A 20,992-nucleotide genomic window follows, 5' to 3' on the forward strand; every position below is an offset into this window, starting at 1 on the left:
TGCAGGAGAACACGTGGCAACACTCAAGGACGTAGCGACACTAGCGGGCGTCGGATTATCGACGGCATCGCGTGCGATCTCCGGCAAAGGACCGGTTTCCGCCGACGCGGCCGCGCGCGTGCAAGCCGCCATCGAAGCGCTGAATTTCAGGCCCTCGTCGATCGGCCGTGCGATGGCCACGCAATCGCTCGGCATTATCGGACTGTTCGTGCCGACCTTTTTCGGCTCGTATTACGGCACGATCCTGAAGCAGACCGACACCGAATTGCGCGCGGTGCATCGTCATCTGGTGGTCGCAACCGGTCTGGGCGAATCGTCGCCGCGCGAGCAGGCGATCGAAGCCGTGCGTTTCCTGATCGGTCGCGATTGCGATGGCGTGGTCGTCATCAGTCACGACCTGCATGACGACGATCTCGACATGCTGCACCGTTTGCATCCGAAGATGGCGTTCCTGAATCGCGCGTTCGATCACCTACCCGAAGCATCGTTTTGCGCAGACCATCGACGCGGCGGTGAACTCGCCGCGCGCACCTTGCTCGATCACGGACATCGGGAAATTGCCGTTATTTCAGGGCCTTTTACCGCTTCGGACAATCGCGCGCGGCTCGACGGTTTCTTTGCTGAACTCGACCGGAACGGCATTGCGCGCGATGCGGTCGCGCTGATCGAATCCGACTTTTCGCCGGAAGGCGGCTATGCGGCGACACAACGGCTGCTCGATAGCGGACGCCGTTTTACCGGCCTTTTTTGCGCGAACGATACGATGGCGGTCAGTGCGTTGGCGCGCTTCCAGCAAGCCGGCATTTCGGTTCCCGACGACGTGTCCGTGATCGGCTACGACGACGATTATTCGGCGGCCTACGCGGCGCCCGCGCTCACCTCCGTGCATATTCCGACGCTGGAGTTGACGCAGAACGCAGTGCGCTGGCTCGTGAATCAGTGCTACGGCACGTCGAACGATATCTTCCGCGAGTTTCCCGTCACGGTGACGATGCGTGCGTCGGTCGCGCGGGTGCGAACGAAGGGCAAGCGCGTCGGCTGACGCGTCTTTACGCCATCGATACCTTACGGTATTACTATTAACCCAGTGCCGGCCGGGTTATCACCAGTTCATCGCAGTGCGTGTCTGTAATAGTCTGTCTATTTGCGGCTATTCTGACGCGAGGCTTCGGCGCGACATTCGTTGGCGCGGCGCTCGCGCGATCACTGGAGAGAACACTTTGAGCTCATCTGGCGCATCCCCTTCGTTCACATTCACCGGTTCGTTACTGATCGACGGCGAGGCCGTGCAAGGGCGCGGCGCGTCGTTCAACGGACGCGAGGCCGCGACCGGCGACGTGTTCGGTCCGGCATTTCATGGCGCGCTCCCCGGCGACGTCGCGCACGCGTGCGAACTCGCGGAAGCCGCATTCGACGTCTATAGCGAGACGTCGCTGGAAGCACGCGCAGCTTTTCTCGACGCGATCGCCGATCAGACGCCGCGCTCGGCGATGAACTCGTGCGTGTCGCGAGTGCGGAAAGCGGTTTGCCGGAAGCGCGGATTGCGGGCGAGCGCGCGCGCACGATCGGACAACTGCGGCTGTTCGCGCGCGTGGTCCGCGAAGGTGCGTGGATCGACGCGCGGATCGATCCGGCGATGCCCGATCGTCAACCGTTGCCGCGTCCCGATCTGCGGATGCGGCGTGTCGCGCTCGGTCCGGTCGCGGTATTCGGCGCGAGCAATTTTCCGCTGGCGTTTTCCGTCGCGGGCGGCGATACGGCGTCCGCGCTTGCCGCCGGTTGCCCGGTCGTCGTCAAGGCGCATTCCGCGCATCCGGGCACGTCCGAACTGGTCGGCCGCGCGGTGCAGGCGGCCGTGCGCGCGTGCGGCTTGCCTGACGGTGTGTTCGCGTTGCTGTTCGACGCGGGTTTCGAAGTGGGTTCCGCGCTGGTCAGCCATGCGTCGATCAAGGCAGTCGGCTTCACCGGATCGCGCGCGGGCGGGTTGGCGCTGGTCGCGTTGTCGGCTGCGCGCGCCGAGCCGATTCCGGTTTACGCCGAGATGAGCAGCGTCAATCCGGTGTTCGTGTTGCCCGCGGCAATGGCCGCGCGCGGCCAGCAACTCGCCCGTGATTACGTCGATTCGTTGACGCTCGGCGCGGGTCAGTTTTGCACCAATCCCGGCTTGCTGTTCGCGTTGAAAGGCGCGCAACTCGACGCGTTCGTCGCGACCGCCGTCGACGCGTTGAGCGCGAAGCCATGCGGCGTGATGCTGACGGGCGGAATTGCGGCCGCGTATGCGAAGGGCGTCGAGAGTCTGTCGAAGATCGACGGCGCTCAGGTCGCGGCGCGCGGTACGTCGTCGGACGATGCTGCGGGTTGGCGCGGTCAGCCTGCGCTGTTTTCGGTGGACGCTGAGCATCTGCTCGCGCAACCCGCGTTGACGCACGAAGTGTTCGGGCCGAGTTCGGTGGTGATCGCGTGCGACAGCGTCGCGCAGATGATCGAGGTGGCGCGACGACTCGAAGGACAATTGACGGCGACATTGCAAATCGATCCCGACGATTACGCGCTGGTGCAACCGCTGGTCGGCGTGCTCGCACGCAAGGCCGGCCGCGTGCTGGCGAATGCGTTTCCGACCGGTGTCGAAGTGGCCGATGCGATGGTGCACGGCGGCCCGTATCCGGCCACGTCCGATTCGCGCACGACGTCCGTCGGCACGGCCGCCATCGAACGTTTTCTGCGTCCGGTCTGCTATCAGGGCTTGCCGCAGGCGTTGTTGCCGGACGCGTTACGCGACGGCAATCCGCTTGCGATTGCACGGCGTATCGACGGCAAGCTGCAACTGGCGTCGTGATACGCAAAGACATGTTGCAAGGCCGTTGGACGGACAAAAGCGGCTGCATCGCATGCTATTCTCACGCACGGCTCCGGCCGTGGCGTGCAGCAGGCAGCCTGCACCCAGCAACCCGCATCACGCGTTGGCCGTCTGTTTTCGCATCGACCGGGTAGCGAACCCGCATGCAACGGACGGCACGACGCACCTGGATACTATGGACTACCGGCATCTTCAGAATCGAAAGAGCATGCACGCGCGAATCGTGCAGGATCTCGGCATCGAGATCGTCAGCGGACGTCTCGCGCCTGGTGCGCGGCTGCCCGCCGAGCCGACCTTATGCGAGCAGTACGGCGTCAGTCGCCCGGTGTTGCGTGAAGCGACGCGCGTGCTCGTCGCCAAAGGTCTGGTGATTTCAAAACCGCGCGTGGGCAGCATAGTGCGTCCGCGTGACGACTGGCACATGCTCGATCCCGATGTGCTGTTCTGGACGTTGAGCAACATTCCCGAAGGCGATTTTTTCCGTTCGTTGCTGACCGTGCGACGCATCATCGAACCCGCCGCGGCCGCGCTCGCCGCCACCGCCGCAACCGAAGAAGATCTCGGCCGCATCAGCGCCGCTTACGACCGGATGGAGTGCGCGCCGACCGCGTCCGCGTTGCTCGACCCCGACCTCGAATTTCACCGCGCGATCATGGCGGCAACGCATAACGACATGCTTGCGTATATCGGCAACATGATGTCGCTGGCGTTGTCCGAGTCGATCAAGCTGACGAGCCGGCATCCGGATACGCATGCGCTGTCGTTGCCGCGGCACAAGGCGATCCTGACGGCCATCTTGAATCGCGACGCGTTGGCCGCACGGCAGGCGAGCCTCGTGCAACTGGAACACGCACGGGCCGACGCGGATACGATTCTTGAGGTTGGGAGCCGGCAGCCGCATTGAGGTGGGGTGGGTGTGCGTGGTTCAGACGAAAAAAAACCGCGCAACACCGGTTGCGCGGCCAACCTTCCCACTGCAGTTTCTAGTGCGAGTGCTTCGGCACTTCAGCACCACGACATCCCACCAGGAAGTCGAAATCGCATCCTTCGTCGGCTTGCAGCACGTGGTCCACGTACATCTTCCGATAACCGCTTGCGTCCGCCGGATCGCGTGTCTGCGCTTCCTTCCATTCGGCCAGGCGTGAAGTCAATTCCGCTTCCGGAATATCGAGCTTCAACAGTCCCGCTTCGCAATCCATTTCGATCCAGTCGCCGTTGCGCACGATCGCCAGCGGGCCGCCCGCGCGCGCTTCCGGCGCAACGTGCAGCACCACCGTGCCGTATGCCGTGCCGCTCATCCGTGCGTCGGACACGCGGACCATATCGGTGACGCCTTGTGCGAGGAGCTTCGGCGGCAAGCCCATGTTGCCCACTTCCGCCATGCCCGGATAACCCTTCGGTCCGCAATTTTTCATCACGAGGACGGAGTCGGCCGTGACGTCGAGATCGGGGTCGGCGATGCGCGCCTTGTAGTCGTCGAAATTCTCGAACACGACCGCGCGGCCGCGATGTTTGAGCAACGACGCGGTTGCCGCCGACGGCTTCAGCACCGCGCCGTTCGGCGCCAGATTGCCGCGCAGCACGCACAGGCCGCCATCGGCGACGAGCGGATTGTCGAGCGGACGGATCACTTCGTCGTTATAGATCGGCGCTTCCTTCACGTTGTCCCACAGCGAGTGACCGTTCGCCGTCAGCGCGTCCGGATGCGGCAACAGGCCCGCTTCGCCGAGACGGCGCAGCACGCCCGGCAAGCCGCCCGCGTAATAGAACTCTTCCATCAGGAAGCGGCCCGATGGCTGAAGATCGACGACGGTCGGCGTGCCGCGACCGGTCAGCGTCCAGTCGTCGAGATCGAGTTGTACGCCCATGCGCCCGGCAATCGCCTTCAGGTGAATCGCCGCATTGGTCGATCCGCCGATCGCCGCGTTCGCGCGGATCGCGTTCTGGAACGCTTCGCGCGTCAGCAACTTCGACAGACGCAAATCTTCCAGCGCCATCTCGACGATGCGGATGCCCGACATGTGCGCGAGCACGTAGCGGCGCGAGTCCACGGCAGGAATCGCCGCGTTGTGCGGCAGCGTCACGCCGAGCGCTTCGGCCATGCAGGCCATCGTCGATGCCGTGCCCATCGTGTTGCAAGTGCCGGCCGAACGCGATTGACCCGCTTCGGCGGACAAAAACTCATGCATCGAGATCTTGCCGGCCTTCACCTGTTCGCTCAGTTGCCATACCACCGTGCCCGAGCCGATGTCCTTGCCGTGATGCTTGCCATTGAGCATCGGTCCGCCGCTGACGACGATCGCCGGCACGTCGCAACTCGCCGCACCCATCAACAGCGCAGGCGTAGTCTTGTCGCAACCGACCAGCAGCACGACGGCGTCGATCGGGTTGCCGCGAATCGATTCCTCCACGTCCATGCTCGCGAGATTGCGGGTGAACATCGCGGTCGGTCGCAGGTTCGATTCGCCGTTCGAAAACACCGGAAACTCGACCGGGAAACCGCCCGCTTCGAACACGCCGCGCTTCACGTGCTCGGCAAGCTTGCGAAAGTGTGCATTGCACGGCGTCAGTTCCGACCACGTATTGCAGATACCGATGATGGGCTTGCCCTGAAACTCGTGATCGGGGATGCCCTGATTCTTCATCCAGCTGCGATACATGAAACCGTTCTTGTCGGCAGTGCCGAACCATTCTGCCGAGCGAAGCTTGCGAGGTTTGTCTGTCATGTCGTTCGTTTAGGGTGATGTCATATAGCCATACTATATCGCTCATCTGTGTGCGTCGGCGAACTGCTTGTAGCCAAACTTTTCAACTACACAGATGGGCAAATTTTCGCTGCGGTGCCGCAAAATCCTTCAAATATCTGGGATGTCTCCGTCAACAGTAAGAGAAATAGCATGACTATTGACGGCGCGGACGTGGGGAAAATACCGATCACATCCCGCAATACCTGCGCATATAGTTTGGCTATTCACGAACCCGCGGCAGATCGCGCGTTGGCGCGCCGTCGCAATGGCAGGAGATAAACAGTGGTCACATCGCAGCGCGTTGCCGGTCGTTTCTCAGGACTTTTCCCCGTTGCGCCGACCCCGTTTACGGAGTCGGGCGATTTGGATATCGAAGGGCAGCGCCGCGTGATCGACTGTATGGTCGATCAACAGGTGGATGGTATCTGCATCCTCGCCAATTACTCCGAGCAATTCGTGCTGAGCGACGCCGAACGCGACACGCTGATCGACGTCTGTATCGAGCAGGTTGCGGGCCGCGTGCCGGTGATGGCGACCTGCAGCCACTTCAGCACGCGAATCGCCAGCGAACGCGCGAAACGTGCGGCTGAAGCGGGCGCCAGCATCATCATGATGATGCCGCCGTATCACGGTGCGCTGCTGCGCGCCGACGAGAACGCGATGTTCGAGTACTTCGCGCGCGTCGCCGAGGCTGCGGGCGTGCCGATCATGATTCAGGACGCACCGCTGAGCGGCGTGTCGCTGAGCGTACCGTTCCTCGCGAGGATCGCACGCGAATTGCCGCTGGTGCGCTACTTCAAGGTGGAAGTGGCCGGTGCCGCATCGAAGCTGCGCGCGTTGATCGCGGCAGGCGGCGACACGATCGAAGGCCCGTTCGACGGCGAAGAAGCGATCACGCTGATGCCCGACCTCGACGCGGGAATTACCGGCGTGATGTCGAGCGCGCTGCTGCCCGATCTGATCCGCCCGGTATTCGATGCATTCCATGCAGGCCGCCGCGACGAAGCGCGTGCCGGCTATGCGCGGATTCTGCCGCTGATCAACTATGAAAACCGCCAGTGCGGCTTGCGCGCGGCGAAAGCCGTGATGAAAGAGGGCGGCGTGATCAAAAGCGATGCAGTGCGTCATCCGCTCGAAGCGTTGCCGCCCGCGACGCATGCCGAATTGCTCGAACTGGCGCGCGAAGCGAATCCGCTTGCGCTGCGCTGGGGCCGTTAAACCGCATCGACCTTCATCGCAACCACCTTACATGAGCCAAAAAATTTCGATTGGCATCGTCGGCGTCGGCAAGATCGCGCGCGACCAGCATCTTCCGGCACTGGCCGCACTCGACGGTTTCGATCTGGTCGCCTGCGCGAGCCGCAATGCGACGGTGGACGGCGTGCGCAACTATCCGACCATCGACGCGTTGCTGGCCGCCGAACCGACGCTCGACGCCGTGTCGTTGTGCGCGACGCCGCAAGTGCGCTTCGATCAGGCGCGCGCGGCGCTGGCTGCCGGCAAGCACGTGATGCTCGAAAAGCCGCCTGGCGCGAGCCTGAATGAAATCGAAGTGCTGCGCGCGATGGCGCAGTCCGCTGGACGCACGCTGTTCGCCACCTGGCATTCGCGCTATGCGCCGGCCGTCGATGTGTCGCGCGAATGGCTGGCGTCGCGCACGATCCGCGCGGTCGAAGTGCGCTGGAAAGAGGACGTGCGGCGCTGGCATCCGGGGCAGGCGTGGGTGTGGGAACCGGGCGGTCTCGGCGTGTTCGATCCGGGCATCAATGCACTGTCGATCGTAACGCGCATCCTGCCGCGCGAAATCATCTTGCGCAGCGCGGCGTTGTATGTGCCGGCGAATACGCAGACGCCGATCGCCGCCGACCTCGACTTCACCGACGAAACCGGCGTACCGGTGCGCGCGGAATTCGACTGGCGGCATGGCCCGGTCGAGCAGTGGGAAATCGATGTCGACACCGACGACGGCCTGCTGCATCTGTCCGAAGGCGGCAAGCGGTTGAGCATCGCGGGCAAGACTGTCGAACTCGCGGCGGAACGCGAATATCCCGCGCTGTACGAGCGTTTCCAGTGGCTGATCGAGCACGGCGCGCACGACGTCGATGTGCGCCCGCTGCGCCATGTCGCCGATTCGTTCCTGCTCGGACGTCGTCACGAGGTGGAAGCGTTTCACGACTGAGCCGTTCTTCACGAACGCTCGACCCGAACAAGCGCATCAACGCAATGTAGCTTTCATGCAGTGCCCTAAAACCACATGACACAGTCGGCAACGACTTGATGAAGCAAGGAGACGAGTATGACCAGCAAGCTAAGACGCCTCACGCTGTGCGCAGCGATGGCCGGGTTGTTCGCCGCGCCGTTTGCCGCCCAGCTCACGGCACGCGCCGACGAGCCGCTGAAGATCGGCTTCCTCGTGAAGATGCCCGAACAGGCATGGTTCATCAACGAGCAGAAAGCGGCCGCCGCGCTCGGTCAGAAAGAAGGTTTCCCGGTGGTGAATATCGGCACGCCGGACGGCGAAAAGGTGCTGGCCGCGATCGATAACCTCGGCGCGCAAGGCGCGAAAGGTTTCGTGATCTGCGCACCCGACGTCCGTCTCGGACCGGCCATTCAGGCGCGTGCGAAGCGCTACAACATGAAGTTCGTGACGGTCGACGATCAACTGGTGGACTCGACCGGCAAGCCGCTCGCGGGCGTGCCGCACCTCGGCATGTCGGCGTTCAAGATCGGCAATCAGGTCGGCACGGCGATCGCCGACGAAATGAAGCGTCGTGGCTGGAAGCCGGAAGAAGTGGGCGCGCTGCGCATCACCGATTACGAACTGCCGACCGCCAAACTGCGCACCGACGGCGCGACCGAATCGCTGATCGCCGGCGGCTTCAAGAAGGAAAACATCTTCGATGCGCCGCAAAAAACCACCGACGACGAAGGCGGTTTCAACGCCGCATCGCCGGTGTTGTCGAAGCATCCGAACATCAAGAAGTGGGTGATCTTCGCGCTGAACGAAGAGACGGTGCTGGGCGGCGTGCGCGCGACCGAGCAGCTGCATATTCCGTCGGCGGACGTGATCGGCGTCGGCATCAACGGTGCAGGCGAAGCGTTCGCCGAGTTCCAGAAGAAGGAACCGACGGGCTTCTACGGCACCATCGCGGTCAGCTCGACGAATCACGGCAAGGACAGCACCCAGAACCTCGTCGACTGGATCAAGACGGGCAAGCAGCCGCCCGCCGATACGCAGACCACCGGCAAGCTGATGACGCGCACCAACTGGAAGGACGTGCGTACCGAACTGGGAATCTGAGCGCGAACTGACGTTGCGAACCTGAGAGTAGCTGCGCGGCATCGGTGTGCGATTCACCGGTGCCGCGTCGCATGAAACACGAGACATACGGCACAACGCTACGCACAAGGCGATTCCGATGAACGATGCAGTGACCCATGCTCCGCGCGCGACGCCGTCCGTCGATGGCGGTCCGTATCTCGCGCTCGACGGCATTTCGGTCAGTTTTCCGGGTGTGCTGGCGCTCGACGCCGTGTCGCTCGAAGTGCGCGCGGGCGAAGTGCATGGGCTGATGGGCGAGAACGGCGCGGGTAAATCGACGCTGCTGAAAGTGTTGTCGGGCGTGAATCAGCCGCAGACGGGCGCGTTGCGCCTGAACGGCGTCGAGCAACGCTTCACGACGACGAAAGCGGCGATCGAAGCCGGCATTGCGATCATCTATCAGGAACTGCATCTCGTGCCCGAACTGACGGTCGCGGAAAACCTGATGCTCGGGCAATTGCCGAACCGGATGGGCGTACTCGACGAACGTGGGATGGTCAAACGCGCGATCCGCGAACTCGACCGGCTCGGCGAGCGCATCGATCCGAACATGCAGGTGAAGAACCTGTCGATCGGTCAGCGCCAGATGATCGAAATCGGCAAGGCGCTGATGCGCGATGCACGTGTGATCGCGTTCGACGAACCGACCAGTTCGCTGTCGTCGCGCGAGACCGTGCAACTGTTCAAGATCATCAACGCGCTGCGGGCCGAAGGCCGCGCCATCGTGTACGTCACGCACCGGATGGACGAGGTGTACGAGCTATGCGACCGCGTGACGGTGTTTCGCGACGGCCGCCGCATCGAGACATTCGATTCGGTCGCGGACCTCGATCGCGACCGTCTGATCAGCTGCATGGTTGGGCGTTCGATTCGCGATGTGTACGGCTATCGCACGCGACCGACCGGCGACACGATGCTCGAAGTGAAAGACCTGCTCGGTCCCGGACTGCGCGAACCGGTGTCGTTCACCGCGAAGAAGGGCGAGATTCTCGGCTTCTTCGGGCTGGTCGGCGCGGGGCGTTCGGAACTGATGAAGCTCATCTATGGCGCGACGAAAGCGGTATCGGGCAGCGTCGAACTGAAGGGCCGCAAGACGCATTTCTCGACGCCGCGCGACGCCGTGCGCGCGGGTATCGCATTGTGTCCCGAAGACCGCAAGCAGGAAGGCATCGTCGCAATTGCTTCGGTCGCGGACAACCTGAATATCAGCGCGCGGCGGCATTTCAGCGTGGGCAAGTTCCTGCTGAATGCGAAGCGCGAGCGCGAACTGACGCACGAATACATCGGCAAGCTCGCGATCAAGACGCGTAACGGCGATACCTTGATCGGCACGCTGTCGGGCGGCAACCAGCAGAAGGTGATCCTGTCGCGCTGGCTGGCCGAAGAGATCGACGTGTTCCTGATGGACGAACCGACGCGCGGCATCGACGTGGGCGCGCGCGCGGAGATTTACAACCTGCTGTACGACCTCGCCGATGCGGGGCGCACCGTGATCCTGGTGTCGAGCGATCTGGCCGAGGTGATCGGCGTCGCGGATCGCGTGATCGTGATGAAGGAAGGGCGGATCGTCGGCAATCTGCCGAAGGCGCAAGCCACACCCGATCAACTGATCAAACTCGCGCTGCCGAAATAAGCCGCAGCTACCTGCAACCCCCACTGCCGACCGTCATCGCGCGCGGCCACCGGCCGCGCGGCAACGAAGAGAACCCATCATGCAACCACCGACCACCCAACCTGCCGGCGAGCCGCCGCTGTCACCTCAGGCGCAAGCGGGCGCTGCCGCGCGCGCGGCCCGCACATGGGACCTGATCAACAAATCCGGCATCGTGATGGTGTTCGTGATCCTGTTCGCGGTGCTGTCGTTCACCGTGCCGGATTTTCTGACGAGCCGCAACGTGCAGGGTCTGCTGCTGTCGGTCACGCTGATCGGCTCGATTTCCGTCACGATGATGTTCGTGCTGGCGCTCGGCGAAGTCGATCTGTCGGTGGCGTCGATCGTCGCGTTTGCGGGCGTGACCGCGTCCACGCTGATTACGTCGACGCATAGCGTGACGCTCGGCGTGATCGGCGGCGTGCTGGCGGGCGGCGCGGTCGGGCTGGTCAACGGCGTGCTGATCGCGCGCTACAAGATCAACTCGCTGATCGTCACGCTGGCGATGATGGAAGTGGTGCGCGGCCTCGCCTTCATCACGTCGAACGGCGACGCGGTGATGATCTCCGAGGAAAGTTTCTTCGAACTGGGCGGCGGCTCGTTTCTCGGCATTTCGTATCCGATCTGGAGCAACATCATCGGCTTCGTGCTGTTCGGCTTTCTGCTGAAGAAAACCGTGTTCGGCAAGAACGTGCTGGCGGTAGGCGGCAATGGCGAGGCGGCCTTGCTGGCGGGCTTGCCGGTGCAGCGGATCAAGATCACGGTGTTCGTGCTGCAAGGGCTCGTGACGGGCTTCGCCGGCGTGATGCTGGCCTCGCGGATGAGTCTCGGCGATCCGAAGACGTCCGTCGGGCTCGAACTCGGCGTGATCTCGGCATGCGTGCTGGGCGGCGTCTCGCTGACGGGCGGTGTCGCGACGATTTCGGGCGTGCTGGTCGGCGTGCTGATCATGGGCTCGGTGCAGGACGCGATGAGTCTGCTGAACGTGCCGACCTTCTATCAGTACCTGATTCGCGGCGGCATCCTGTTGCTCGCGGTGCTGTTCGACCAGTTCCGCCGCAGCCGTCGTCGCGTGTGAGCGCAGCGCGTCGCAACGACGCGGTTTTATAGATGGTGTTCGATGTTCCGATGCCCGGCATGCTGGTTGCAATTCCAGCCCTGCCGGGCATTTTGCATTTGGCCGGTGGTGTGCTGCCGCTTTGACTGCGAGGCGCAGCTTATTTGTTGCTGCCCGCGCCCGTGCCTTCGAGGCCGTTGTCGAAGCCGCCCGCGCCTTCGGGCCGATGGCCGCCGCCGGGGCTGTTTTTCGCGGCGGTTTTGCCGCGCGCGTTGGCTTTGGCGTCTTTCGCCTGCGGCTTGTGCGACTCATGCACCGCCGACGTCGCGTCGTCCGGTTTCGAACCCATCGCCGAGGTGCCGTTGTCCTGCGATTGCGGGCCGCCCGGCGACGTGATCTGCGCGACACCGTAATGGCTGAACGCGAGCAGCGCGCAACCGATCGACCACGCGGCGACTCGGCGACTCGGCGACAGTGGCGGGGCAGGGGCCTCGGAGATGCCGGGCGGGTTCGATCCATCTCGCGACGTGCGTGGATCCGGCTTGAAGACGTTCATGATGACGGTTCGCTCCAGTTGGCGCGCATGCGGCGGCGGGGAATCGACGGTGGCGTTTGCTTACATTTCGCATGCACTTGCGTGGAGTGGAGCAAACGCTATGCCGCGCGGTCCGGGCGTTCCACCGGCGCATTCCGGGCGCTGGACGCGGCGGCGTTGCGGGCTGCGGGTTTTGCGGGCGGGGCGCTTCCCGGTATGCTCACGAAAAACCGTCGGCGCGATCGGGTGCTGTTCGTCCGGCGCGATTCCGTTTTCCTGTTTGCTCAACATGACGATACTGTTTTCTTTTCCGGCCGATCCGGCCGTCTATTTCATGGAGTCCTGGCGATGCGTGTAGGACGTCCGGTCAAGGCCTTGCCGCAACCGATGTGCGATTACTGCGGCGCGCGCGCCACGTTGCTGCGTGCGGGCGAGGACGGCTATCCGTATCGGGACGATCACGGGCCGCTGTGGGTTTGCGTGCCGTGTCAGGCGTGGATCGGCATTCCGGCGCGCAGCACGCGGCATGTGCCGCTGGGCCGTCTCGCCGACGCCGCGCTGCGCGATGCGAAGAGCCGTCTGCACGACGCGCTGGAGCCGCTGGTGGCGGGGAAGGTACGCCGCGACAAGGTCAACGTGTTCGAGGCGCGCGGCAAGGCGATTCGCTGGCTGGCGACGGAGCTTGGATTCGACCTGCCGACGCCGTCGATTCACGCGTTGACGCTGGCGCAATGCGAGCAGGCGATCGCGCATGCCGAGGCGTTCATTGCCGGTCGTCGGGACGGGGTTGGGGAGCGGGACGCAAACGTTTGACATCGATGCTAAAGGTTTCGTCGGAGGGGCCGTTAAAGCATCTGCCAGTCAACAACTTCTGCGAAGCCGCATGGCCAAGACCATCCCTTTTTCCCGTAATACCCGAGGTGCGCAGGCGCGCATGGCCAAGACCATGTTGCTGCCGATCCCGCGTCGCACCGCTGACGAACTCGCCTTGCGAGCGCACGTGGCGCTTGACGCGTTGCGTCGCGGCAAGGGGTGCATCGGTGACGCGCAAGCGATGACGCAAGCGATGTTGCTGGCGGTTTTTCTGGCCGAACTGGGCTATGAGAACGTTACCGCGGAGACGCTTGGCGATGCCGAGCGCGCGATTGCTTCGACGTTCGATGCCGGGCGCGAGTCTGGTGAGTGGCGGCTCGATGACACTGCGGTTGGGTTGTTTGCGGTGATTGTCACCGGGTATGACCGGCAGTTGATGAATACGCCGTTGTGGGCGATTAGCGAGGCGAGTGATCGGTTGGACCGGTTTCAGGTTGGTGAGGATTATCGGGTTCGGGATAGGAAGTGGGCGTGAAGGTTTTGGGTTTTGGTTTGGATTGGTTTGTTGTGGTTTGTTGTGGTTGTCCCGGTTTCACGCTGGTTTACCTGGATCGTCCCTGTGCGGGACCGCACCTACTTTTCTTTGCTCGCGCAAAGAAAAGTAGGCAAAAGAAAGCGCGTTTACACCGCCGCTCCGTAGCGAGTGGCGTCTACTGACTAACGGGTAGTGGACCGCACACGATTTGAGTTGCCGCACCACTAAAGCTAGTGACAAGGCAGTCATTCGTTCCGGCTGTTCGCTCCGCGACAGCCGTTGGGCACAGCCCCGTCTCTCACCCTCGGCGTCATTCGCGCGCTGCACTTCGTCCGTCACAACACCCAATTTCCTGGCATGCGCCGGGCTGGTCGCGCGCGCAAAATTCCAGGCAACCCGGAACGTCGAAACCATCGTGAAGGCGGGTGAATGCCTTGGCGCAAACCGGGCCTGAGCCGGATGCCGGAACCGTCGTGAAGGCACGCAAATCAGGTGGCGCAAACCGGCTTTTTAGCTGGGCGTAGAACCATCGAAGAGGTGGCCAAAGGACGTGGCGAAAACGGGTTTTTGAAGTGGGCTACCGCCGCGAAGCGGGCGGGATGTGCGGGCGCGGACCACCGGGAAAAACGGACCACCGAGTCAAAACGTGCGCGGTCCACTACCCGTTAGTCAGTAGACGCCACTCGCTACGAAGCGCGAGGTAAACGCGCTTTCTTTTGCCTACTTTTCTTTGCGCGAGCAAAGAAAAGTAGGTGCGGTCCCGCACAGGGACGATCCAGGCGGACCAGCGCGAAACCGGGACAACCGAGCCGAACCAGGCGGACCGACGCGAAACGGGGACAACCAAACCACCCCAAAAAAACCAAGCCCCGCCAGCAAGGCACTCAAAAAAACCCTAGGAACACTCCCTCCACCAAGCGTAAAAAAAACGCACCCGACTCCCTCAAACCCAAAACCACAAAACCAACCCGCCACCCGAAGGGTAAACCCACCCTTGCCTTTCAAAACCCCCGCGATTAACTAAATAAAGCCCGACAAACCCATCCAGAAACCCCATTCAGAAAACTAGCAGCAAACACCACTCCCGCACCGGAGGTGCCCAATGCCCCCGCTATCCAGCGACACCGTCGCCGCCGCCGACGCACTCAAAAGTCAGACGAGAGGCGAGGTCCTCACCCCCTCCGACGCGGGTTACGACGCGTCCCGCACAATCTGGAATGCAATGATCGACCGGCGTCCTGCGGTCATCGTCAAATGCGCGGGCGTCGCCGATATCCGCCGCGCGGTCGCGTTCGCCCGCGACCACACACTGCCGCTGTCGATCTACGGCGGTGGCCACAACATCGCGGGCAGCGCGGTCTGCGACGACGGCGTGATGATCAACCTGTCACAGATGAAATCCGTCCGCATCGACCCGATCGCGCGTCGTGCATTCGTCGAACCGGGCGCCACGCTGGGCGACTTCGATCACGAAGCACAAGCCTTCGGTCTCGCCACGCCACTCGGTATCAACTCGACCACGGGTGTCGCCGGACTCACGCTCGGTGGAGGATTCGGCTGGTTGAGCCGTCAGTTCGGGATGACCGTCGATAATCTCGTCTCGGCCGATGTCGTCACCGCGACCGGCGATCTGCTACACGTCGACGCCGAATCGCACCTCGAGTTGTATTGGGCGATTCGCGGCGGCGGCGGTAACTTCGGCGTGGTCACGCTGTTCGAATTCGCGTTGCAACCGGTCGGCCCGGAGATATTCGGCGGACTCGTCGTTCTGCCAATCGCGCAAGCCAAAGACGCATTGATCCGCTATCGCGCAGCGGTCGAAACCATGCCCGACGAACTCAGCGTTTGGGTCGTCACGCGACTCGCGCCGCCGTTGCCGTTTCTGCCGCCGGAAGTCCACGGCAAACCGGTTATCGTGTTCGCAATCTGCTATACGGGTCCGGTCAAGGATGGTCCCGACGCGACGGCGGTGGTTCGTCATTTCGGCGCGCCAGTGGGCGAACACGTCGGTCCGATGCCCTACGAAATGTGGCAGAAAGCCTTCGATCCGCTACTCGCTCCAGGTGCGCGAAATTACTGGAAATCGCATAACCTCGCGACGCTTCCGGACGGTCTGTTCGACGCGCTGATCGAAGCGGTTGCCACGTTGCCGTCGCCGCAATGCGAGATTTTTATCGGGCAGATCGGCGGGCAAACCGGACGTGTCGCCGTGAATGCCACGGCCTATCCGAATCGCGACGCGAACTATGTGATGAACGTGCACGGTCGCTGGGACAGCGCGTCGGACGATGCGCGCTGCGTGGCGTGGGCGCGCGACTTCTTCGATGCGGCGGCGCCGTTTGCATTGGGCAGCGTGTACGTGAACTTCATGACGCAGGACGAGGCGGGCCGCGTCGGCGAAGCATACGGCGCGAATTACGAGCGGCTCGTCGCGGCCAAGACGCGGTACGACCCGCACAACCTGTTTCGCCAGAATCAGAATATCGCGCCGTCGGCCACGGCATGAACGGAAGCGGCATCGCCCTGTATCGCGTTGCATGACGATGCCGCCCACTTCGCACGATCACGATCACGCGCCGGTATCGAACGCCCTCGATTGGGCCTTCAACGCTTCCAGACGAAAACGCCAGCCGCGTCGATCGAAAGCCTGACGCGACTCCCTTCGACGAGCGTCGGATCGTCGCTCGCGAAATCGAAGCGGCACTCGCCGGTTCGCGCGACCACGAACCGTCCGCCGGATCGCACTTCGACCGCGTCGATGTTCGCTTCGTAACAGCCATCCGGAGACGGACGAATCGCGGCGGCACTCACGCGCCACATCACGTCGGTTCCGGCTCCCAACCGGACTCCGGCTTGCGCTGTTGGTAACGTCAATCCGCACGCACTGCGCACCGAACCGTCGGCCGTGATGCGTCCTTCGCCCACATTCCGCAAGCCCAGCAACTCGGCCACTCTCAGGTTGGCGGGGCGTTGAAATACGTCGAGCGTCAGGCCCATCTGTAAGGCTCGACCCTGTTCGATGACCAGCACTTCATCGGCGAGCATCGCGGCCTCGTCCGGGTCGTGCGTGACGATCACGGTGACTGCTTCGATCTCACGCTGCAACTCGCGCAAAGAACGCTGCAACGTGCGACGTCTCGGCGTATCCAGTGCGGAAAACGGTTCGTCGAACAACAGCAATTCGCTATGCCGGGACAACGCACGCGCTAACGCTACTCGCTGCCGTTGTCCAAACGACAACTCCTTAGGCAACCTTGCGATCAGACGACTCAGGCCCAGATGATCGAGCCAGTAACGTGCCACGGTCGGATCCGAATCCACGGGAAACGCGAGTTGCTGCGCCACCGTCATGTGCGGAAAAAGCCCGTAATCCTGCGGCATATAACCAATTTTGCGTTGCTCGGGCGGCATGTCGTTCAAGTTGCGCCGACCGAGTTCGAGCATCCCGCCTTCGTTGCGTTCGAGTCCTGCAATCAACTTCAACGCAATCGATTTCCCGGAACCGGACGGCCCGATAATCGCAAGCCGTCGCGTCGAGGGTTTCCATTCGATGTCGAGATCGAACGTGCCAAGCCGACGCTTGAGTGCCACCGACAATCGCAAATCCTGCGCTGCGGTAGACGGGCGCGCGGCGAGTGCAACCGGCGCGTCATCGCCATTGTCGGTGCGAGCGATGAGCGCGGTGCGGCTGCTCCGTCCATACACGGACAGCACAGCGCAGATCACCGCGATCGCCAGGGTCGGCAACAGCAACGGCATCATGGCCGGCAAACCTTGCGCGCCGAACATCACATACGTGTAGACCGGCAACGAATACGGGTGATACGCAACCATCACCGTCGCGCCGAATTCGCCGAACGCACGCAGCCACGCGAGTGCGAGACCGGCGCGAATCGCTGGCCACGCAACCGGCAGCATCACGCGGAAAAAACGGCTTCCCGCACGATGGCCGAGCGTGGCGGCGACATCGTCGTAGACCGGATCGACCGACGCAAAAGCCGACCGGGCCGCGACGATCAGAAACGGCGCGGCAACGAAGGTTTCGGCGAGCACGATGCCGGCGAACGAATCGGTCAGCGTGCCGCCGGCAATCTGACCGATCCAGCTATACGGTCCCAGCAGAAACAGCAGCAGCACGCCGCTCGTGAGCGGCGGCAACGCGAGCGGCAATTGCACGATAAAACCGAGCAACGCCACACCACGCGCCGACGATCGCGCGAGCCAGTAGCCGAGTGGCACGCCGCCGATCAGAATGATCAGCGCCGCGACACTCGCACTCGCCGCAGAAACGCCGACCGCCGACCACGTCGCGCGCCAGTCCACACCGGCCCAGTCGGCATGGCCGATTTGCGGCACGCTGGCGATAAACGGCGCGCACAGGTAGACGGCGAGCAGCGCGGCAAGCCACAACAACGGACGCGCTGCGGGACGCGTCATTGAGCAGCGTCGATCACGGCTTGCACGGACGGCGCGATGGCTTGCGCGTTACCCGTGACCTTCGGCTTGACCACGTCCACGCCGTGTTCCTTCAGCAACTCACGACCCTTCGCGCTCAACAGGAAGTCGACGAACTTCACCGCGCCGGTCGCATTCTGCGCATCGCTGAGAATCGTCAGCGTATAGCTGGCTTTCGCCTGAAGCTCGGGTGCCGGACGGATCGCCGGAATCTTCAGGTCGGAGGTCTCGGTCGAATAGAAGAAACCCGCGTCGAGCTGGCCCGATTGCAGACGTCCGACCAGCGTTTCTTCCGGCAACACTTGCGCAGGGTTATCCGGCGCGCCAAGCGTCTTCTCGACGAGGTCCGGCTGGTGATAAAGATCGGCAGCCTTGGTGACCATCTCGACCGTGAATGCGCCCTTCGGATCGAGCTTCGGATCGGTGCGGCCGACGCGAATGCCCGGTTCCTGAAGCACCTGATCCCAGCGCTTTTTCTTGAAGTCGGCGGCGAAGCGGCTTTGCGCGTTATAGCCGATCATCAGCGGCGATTCCGCGAAATTCACGTACCACGCGACGTGATCGCCGTTGGCTGCGCCCATCAGGCCGGTGTTGACCTTCGGGCTCGCGCTGATGAAGACGTCGCCGCGACGCAGCTTGCCTTTGATCTCGTTGGCGATCTTGTTCGAACCGGCCGCGTAGCCCTGAAAGTGCAGCCCCGTTTCTTTCTCGAACGCGGGTCCGACGCTGCGCTCCATCAGATTGACGAGCGAACCTGCATACAGCACGTTGACCGTGTTGTCGTCGGCGGCATAAGCGTGCGTGGACGTGATGGCGATGGCGCCCGTCAACACGGCAGCGGTCGCGAGAAGCTTTCGAATCATGTAATACCCCGTCTCGTTATAAACGCCGATATATTACGACGAGCGCGATGAATGCTGCACGCACGAATATCAATTCGCCCAGGGCATTTGCGGTCGCCAGAGGCGATACCTGGCCGTTAAACTGACGCACCTATCAAACATCCGGCCGCAGTTGTGCGAAAGCGCAGGCCGTACACCGGGAGATCACGATGCGAACGAGTGCACGCAATCACTTTGCAGGGCAGGTTTCCGAGGTCAAGGCGGGCGCCGTCAATGACGAGATCACGCTGAGCACGCAAGACGGTCTGGAGATCGTCGCGGTCATCACGCATGGCAGCGCGGCATCGTTGGGTCTGGCCGTGGGCAAGCCGGCGTTCGCGCTGGTGAAGGCGTCGTCGGTGATCGTGATGGTCGATGTCGACGCGAGCAAGGTGTCGGCGCGCAACTGCATCGCGGGCACGGTGGCGTCGGTGACGAAGGGCGCGGTCAACTCGGAAGTGATCATTGCCGCGCAAGGCGGCGCGCAGATCGCGGCCATCGTCACGAACGAAAGCGTGGATCGTCTGGCGCTCGCAAGCGGCACAGCGGCTGCGGCTATCTTCAAGGCATCGAGCGTGATCGTCGGCGTGGATTGAGTGCCACGACGCGTCGCCACCGCTCGCGTGGCGACGCATCCACGGTGTGTTTCTACACTCAGCCGCACCCAGCCACTCAAACCGGCTTTCCCCCGTTTTCGACGCGAACCGGTGCGCTCCGGGCATCGCGCTGGAATATGCGCATCGATATAACCGCTATCGCCACCTCCACCGTGCGTCCAGTCGCACGCGCAGCGTAATATAACAACGGTTATAGCGACGAACGAGCCGGCGCGGGGCTGGCGCAGGAGGACGGGAATGGACAGGTTGGACGCGGCGGCCGTGCCGCAGATCATCGAAGGCGTGGTGTCGTTCGACGGCGATTTTGCACGGCCCATGTCGTTTTCCGTGGACGATTTGCAGCGCTACGCCAGCGCCCAGGCCGATCCGTTCGATCTGCGCTGCTACACCACGAACCGGTTTATCCGCACGGTAGACGCCTATCGCGGCGCGCTGCTGAAAGACCTGATCGGTCTTGCCGGACTACGCACCGAGGTGCCCGGCGAATTCAAGCGCACGATCTTTATCGCCGCCGCGCAAGATGGCTATGCGGTGACATTCTCATGGCACGAACTGTTCAACACACCGGTCGGCGAGCGCGTGATCGTCGCCTACGAATGCGGCGGCAAACCGTTGAACGCGGAGCAGGGCGCGCCCATCCTGTTTTCCGGCGCGGATATCCTGCCCGCGCCGCGTCACGTGAAGCGGCTGTCGCGTATCGTCGCGCGCGTGCTTGCGCTGTGATTGCGCGGTGATCGCATGGTGACTTCCCGCCCGATTTGTTCCTGTCAGTCCAGGCCTGCTCGATGATGGATTTCGAACACGCATGCGCTGCACGCATCGATGCATTGATGGCTGCTTCTGGCGCATCCGCGCATGCATGCTCGCATGCGTTCGACGCATGGCTGTTCGCGCGGCTCGTCGCGGCGCGCGAAGTGTTTGGAGAACTGGCATGGCTCGGTCTGTCGGATCAACAGACGGCGGCCTTGTTCGCGCGACATTTTCCGGCCATTCGCGCACCGTCGCTCACGGTGACGGGCGCGTTTCCGCTGACGGTGCAGCACACCGCGCATGCGACGTTCATCTCGTCAATGAAGCGGTTGCTGCAGACGCACACCAGCGCCGCCGTCGATCCCGCCGACGCCGATTGCCTCGCATCGATCATCGCGCACGCGTGCCTGCGCCCCGACCATTTGTGGCGCGATCTCGGGCTGCGCGGCCGCGACGACGTCACGCAGATGCTCGACCGCTATGTCCCGTCGCTGGTCGCGCGAAACGTCGACAACCTGCGCTGGAAGAAGCTGCTGGCGCGGGAACTCGCGCTCTCGCTCGGCGAAACGCCCGGTCCCGCGCCGGGTTGTCCCGGCTGCGAAGATTTCAGTTTCTGTTTCCCCAAGGCCTGACGTTTCGCAACGTCAGCGCATCGATACCCGCCCTTACAACTGACCCACCCTTAAGTGCGATGTCGCACAGAGAAAAAAAGGGCGTGCTCTTACGCTGCATGACTAGAACGAGGACTTGCGACGCTGTTTAAGCGGCGGCC

Annotated in this window: 17 protein-coding genes and 1 pseudogene; 14 read left to right on the forward strand and 4 right to left on the reverse strand. The window is 63.0% G+C overall.

Annotation, left to right across the window (positions count from 1 at the left end; genetic code table 11):
• The first annotated feature begins 13 nt into the window (after positions 1–13).
• From PW947_RS17770 to PW947_RS17780, 3 genes and pseudogenes are all read left to right on the forward strand, one after another.
• Positions 14–1,042, forward strand: a complete 1,029-nt coding sequence (locus PW947_RS17770) for a substrate-binding domain-containing protein (protein ID WP_299633654.1) — start codon at positions 14–16, stop codon at positions 1,040–1,042.
• A gap of 226 nt (positions 1,043–1,268) precedes the next feature.
• Positions 1,269–2,836: pseudogene (locus tag PW947_RS17775) on the forward strand (aldehyde dehydrogenase (NADP(+))).
• 196 nt (positions 2,837–3,032) lie between these two features.
• Entirely contained in the window at positions 3,033–3,761 is a 729-nt protein-coding gene (locus PW947_RS17780; RefSeq protein ID WP_299633655.1) for a FadR/GntR family transcriptional regulator, read from the forward strand.
• A gap of 79 nt (positions 3,762–3,840) precedes the next feature.
• On the opposite strand, the gene PW947_RS17785 is transcribed toward PW947_RS17780, so the two are convergent.
• On the reverse strand, positions 3,841–5,583 hold the full coding sequence (locus PW947_RS17785; protein WP_299633656.1) for an IlvD/Edd family dehydratase: 1,743 nt from the start codon (positions 5,581–5,583) through the stop codon (positions 3,841–3,843).
• 303 nt (positions 5,584–5,886) lie between these two features.
• On the opposite strand from PW947_RS17785, the gene PW947_RS17790 reads away from it, so the two are divergent.
• From PW947_RS17790 to araH, 5 genes are all read left to right on the forward strand, one after another.
• Complete coding sequence (locus PW947_RS17790) at positions 5,887–6,822, forward strand: dihydrodipicolinate synthase family protein (RefSeq protein ID WP_299633657.1); 936 nt, start codon at positions 5,887–5,889, stop codon at positions 6,820–6,822.
• 31 nt (positions 6,823–6,853) lie between these two features.
• Positions 6,854–7,783 carry a Gfo/Idh/MocA family oxidoreductase gene (locus PW947_RS17795; RefSeq protein ID WP_299633658.1) on the forward strand — a complete coding sequence of 310 codons (930 nt, stop codon included), beginning with the start codon at positions 6,854–6,856 and terminating at the stop codon, positions 7,781–7,783.
• A gap of 117 nt (positions 7,784–7,900) precedes the next feature.
• Positions 7,901–8,905: an arabinose ABC transporter substrate-binding protein gene (locus PW947_RS17800; protein WP_299633659.1), complete on the forward strand. Its 1,005-nt coding sequence runs from the start codon at positions 7,901–7,903 to the stop codon at positions 8,903–8,905.
• A 118-nt stretch (positions 8,906–9,023) separates the two neighbouring features.
• Positions 9,024–10,559 carry an L-arabinose ABC transporter ATP-binding protein AraG gene (araG, locus tag PW947_RS17805; RefSeq protein ID WP_299633660.1) on the forward strand — a complete coding sequence of 512 codons (1,536 nt, stop codon included), beginning with the start codon at positions 9,024–9,026 and terminating at the stop codon, positions 10,557–10,559.
• Positions 10,560–10,638: 79 nt separating this feature from the next.
• A complete protein-coding gene (araH, locus tag PW947_RS17810) occupies positions 10,639–11,655 on the forward strand; it encodes an L-arabinose ABC transporter permease AraH (protein WP_299633661.1) in 1,017 nt (338 codons plus the stop codon).
• A 139-nt stretch (positions 11,656–11,794) separates the two neighbouring features.
• Here araH and PW947_RS17815 read toward each other — a convergent pair whose 3' ends face one another.
• Positions 11,795–12,190, reverse strand: a complete 396-nt coding sequence (locus PW947_RS17815) for a beta-xylosidase (protein WP_299633662.1) — start codon at positions 12,188–12,190, stop codon at positions 11,795–11,797.
• 327 nt (positions 12,191–12,517) lie between these two features.
• Between PW947_RS17815 and PW947_RS17820 the strand changes: the two genes are divergently transcribed.
• The 3 genes from PW947_RS17820 (at position 12,518) to PW947_RS17830 (ending at position 16,023) form a co-directional block, all read left to right on the forward strand.
• Positions 12,518–12,982, forward strand: a complete 465-nt coding sequence (locus tag PW947_RS17820) for a zinc-finger-containing protein (RefSeq protein ID WP_299633663.1) — start codon at positions 12,518–12,520, stop codon at positions 12,980–12,982.
• A 70-nt stretch (positions 12,983–13,052) separates the two neighbouring features.
• The gene (locus PW947_RS17825) at positions 13,053–13,517 is read left to right on the forward strand and encodes a hypothetical protein (RefSeq protein ID WP_299633664.1); all 465 of its coding nucleotides are present in this window, start codon (positions 13,053–13,055) and stop codon (positions 13,515–13,517) included.
• Positions 13,518–14,619: 1,102 nt separating this feature from the next.
• Positions 14,620–16,023 carry an FAD-binding oxidoreductase gene (locus PW947_RS17830; protein WP_299633665.1) on the forward strand — a complete coding sequence of 468 codons (1,404 nt, stop codon included), beginning with the start codon at positions 14,620–14,622 and terminating at the stop codon, positions 16,021–16,023.
• A 98-nt stretch (positions 16,024–16,121) separates the two neighbouring features.
• Here PW947_RS17830 and PW947_RS17835 read toward each other — a convergent pair whose 3' ends face one another.
• Positions 16,122–17,954: an ATP-binding cassette domain-containing protein gene (locus PW947_RS17835; protein WP_299633666.1), complete on the reverse strand. Its 1,833-nt coding sequence runs from the start codon at positions 17,952–17,954 to the stop codon at positions 16,122–16,124.
• Positions 17,951–18,835 (reverse strand): extracellular solute-binding protein, encoded by an 885-nt coding sequence (locus PW947_RS17840; RefSeq protein ID WP_299633667.1) that lies wholly within the window; start codon positions 18,833–18,835, stop codon positions 17,951–17,953. The genes PW947_RS17835 and PW947_RS17840 overlap by 4 nt, the downstream gene beginning before the upstream one ends.
• Before the next feature lie 188 nt (positions 18,836–19,023).
• Between PW947_RS17840 and PW947_RS17845 the strand changes: the two genes are divergently transcribed.
• The 3 genes from PW947_RS17845 to PW947_RS17855 all read left to right on the forward strand — a co-directional run bounded on the left by PW947_RS17845 (position 19,024) and on the right by PW947_RS17855 (position 20,852).
• Positions 19,024–19,449, forward strand: a complete 426-nt coding sequence (locus PW947_RS17845; protein WP_299633668.1) for a TOBE domain-containing protein — start codon at positions 19,024–19,026, stop codon at positions 19,447–19,449.
• 258 nt (positions 19,450–19,707) lie between these two features.
• On the forward strand, positions 19,708–20,193 hold the full coding sequence (locus PW947_RS17850; RefSeq protein ID WP_299633669.1) for a molybdopterin-dependent oxidoreductase: 486 nt from the start codon (positions 19,708–19,710) through the stop codon (positions 20,191–20,193).
• A gap of 107 nt (positions 20,194–20,300) precedes the next feature.
• Complete coding sequence (locus PW947_RS17855) at positions 20,301–20,852, forward strand: nitrogen fixation protein NifQ (protein WP_299633697.1); 552 nt, start codon at positions 20,301–20,303, stop codon at positions 20,850–20,852.
• Positions 20,853–20,992 lie beyond the last annotated feature (140 nt).

The organism is Paraburkholderia sp. (assembly GCF_028283785.1).
Lineage (GTDB): Bacteria > Pseudomonadota > Gammaproteobacteria > Burkholderiales > Burkholderiaceae > Paraburkholderia.

Excerpts from the sequence above, each read along its gene's own strand:
- PW947_RS17800 (WP_299633659.1), top strand. The coding sequence starts at position 7,901 with ATGACCAGCAAGCTAAGACGCCTCACGCTGTGCGCAGCGATGGCCGGG.
- PW947_RS17850 (WP_299633669.1), top strand. The coding sequence starts at position 19,708 with ATGGACAGGTTGGACGCGGCGGCCGTGCCGCAGATCATCGAAGGCGTG.
- araH (WP_299633661.1), top strand. The coding sequence starts at position 10,639 with ATGCAACCACCGACCACCCAACCTGCCGGCGAGCCGCCGCTGTCACCT.
- PW947_RS17830 (WP_299633665.1), top strand. The coding sequence starts at position 14,620 with ATGCCCCCGCTATCCAGCGACACCGTCGCCGCCGCCGACGCACTCAAA.
- PW947_RS17780 (WP_299633655.1), top strand. The coding sequence starts at position 3,033 with ATGGACTACCGGCATCTTCAGAATCGAAAGAGCATGCACGCGCGAATC.
- PW947_RS17820 (WP_299633663.1), top strand. The coding sequence starts at position 12,518 with ATGCGTGTAGGACGTCCGGTCAAGGCCTTGCCGCAACCGATGTGCGAT.
- PW947_RS17845 (WP_299633668.1), top strand. The coding sequence starts at position 19,024 with ATGCGAACGAGTGCACGCAATCACTTTGCAGGGCAGGTTTCCGAGGTC.
- araG (WP_299633660.1), top strand. The coding sequence starts at position 9,024 with ATGAACGATGCAGTGACCCATGCTCCGCGCGCGACGCCGTCCGTCGAT.
- PW947_RS17825 (WP_299633664.1), top strand. The coding sequence starts at position 13,053 with ATGGCCAAGACCATCCCTTTTTCCCGTAATACCCGAGGTGCGCAGGCG.
- PW947_RS17835 (WP_299633666.1), bottom strand. The coding sequence starts at position 17,954 with ATGACGCGTCCCGCAGCGCGTCCGTTGTTGTGGCTTGCCGCGCTGCTC.
- PW947_RS17795 (WP_299633658.1), top strand. The coding sequence starts at position 6,854 with ATGAGCCAAAAAATTTCGATTGGCATCGTCGGCGTCGGCAAGATCGCG.
- PW947_RS17815 (WP_299633662.1), bottom strand. The coding sequence starts at position 12,190 with ATGAACGTCTTCAAGCCGGATCCACGCACGTCGCGAGATGGATCGAAC.
- PW947_RS17840 (WP_299633667.1), bottom strand. The coding sequence starts at position 18,835 with ATGATTCGAAAGCTTCTCGCGACCGCTGCCGTGTTGACGGGCGCCATC.
- PW947_RS17855 (WP_299633697.1), top strand. The coding sequence starts at position 20,301 with ATGGCTGCTTCTGGCGCATCCGCGCATGCATGCTCGCATGCGTTCGAC.
- PW947_RS17785 (WP_299633656.1), bottom strand. The coding sequence starts at position 5,583 with ATGACAGACAAACCTCGCAAGCTTCGCTCGGCAGAATGGTTCGGCACT.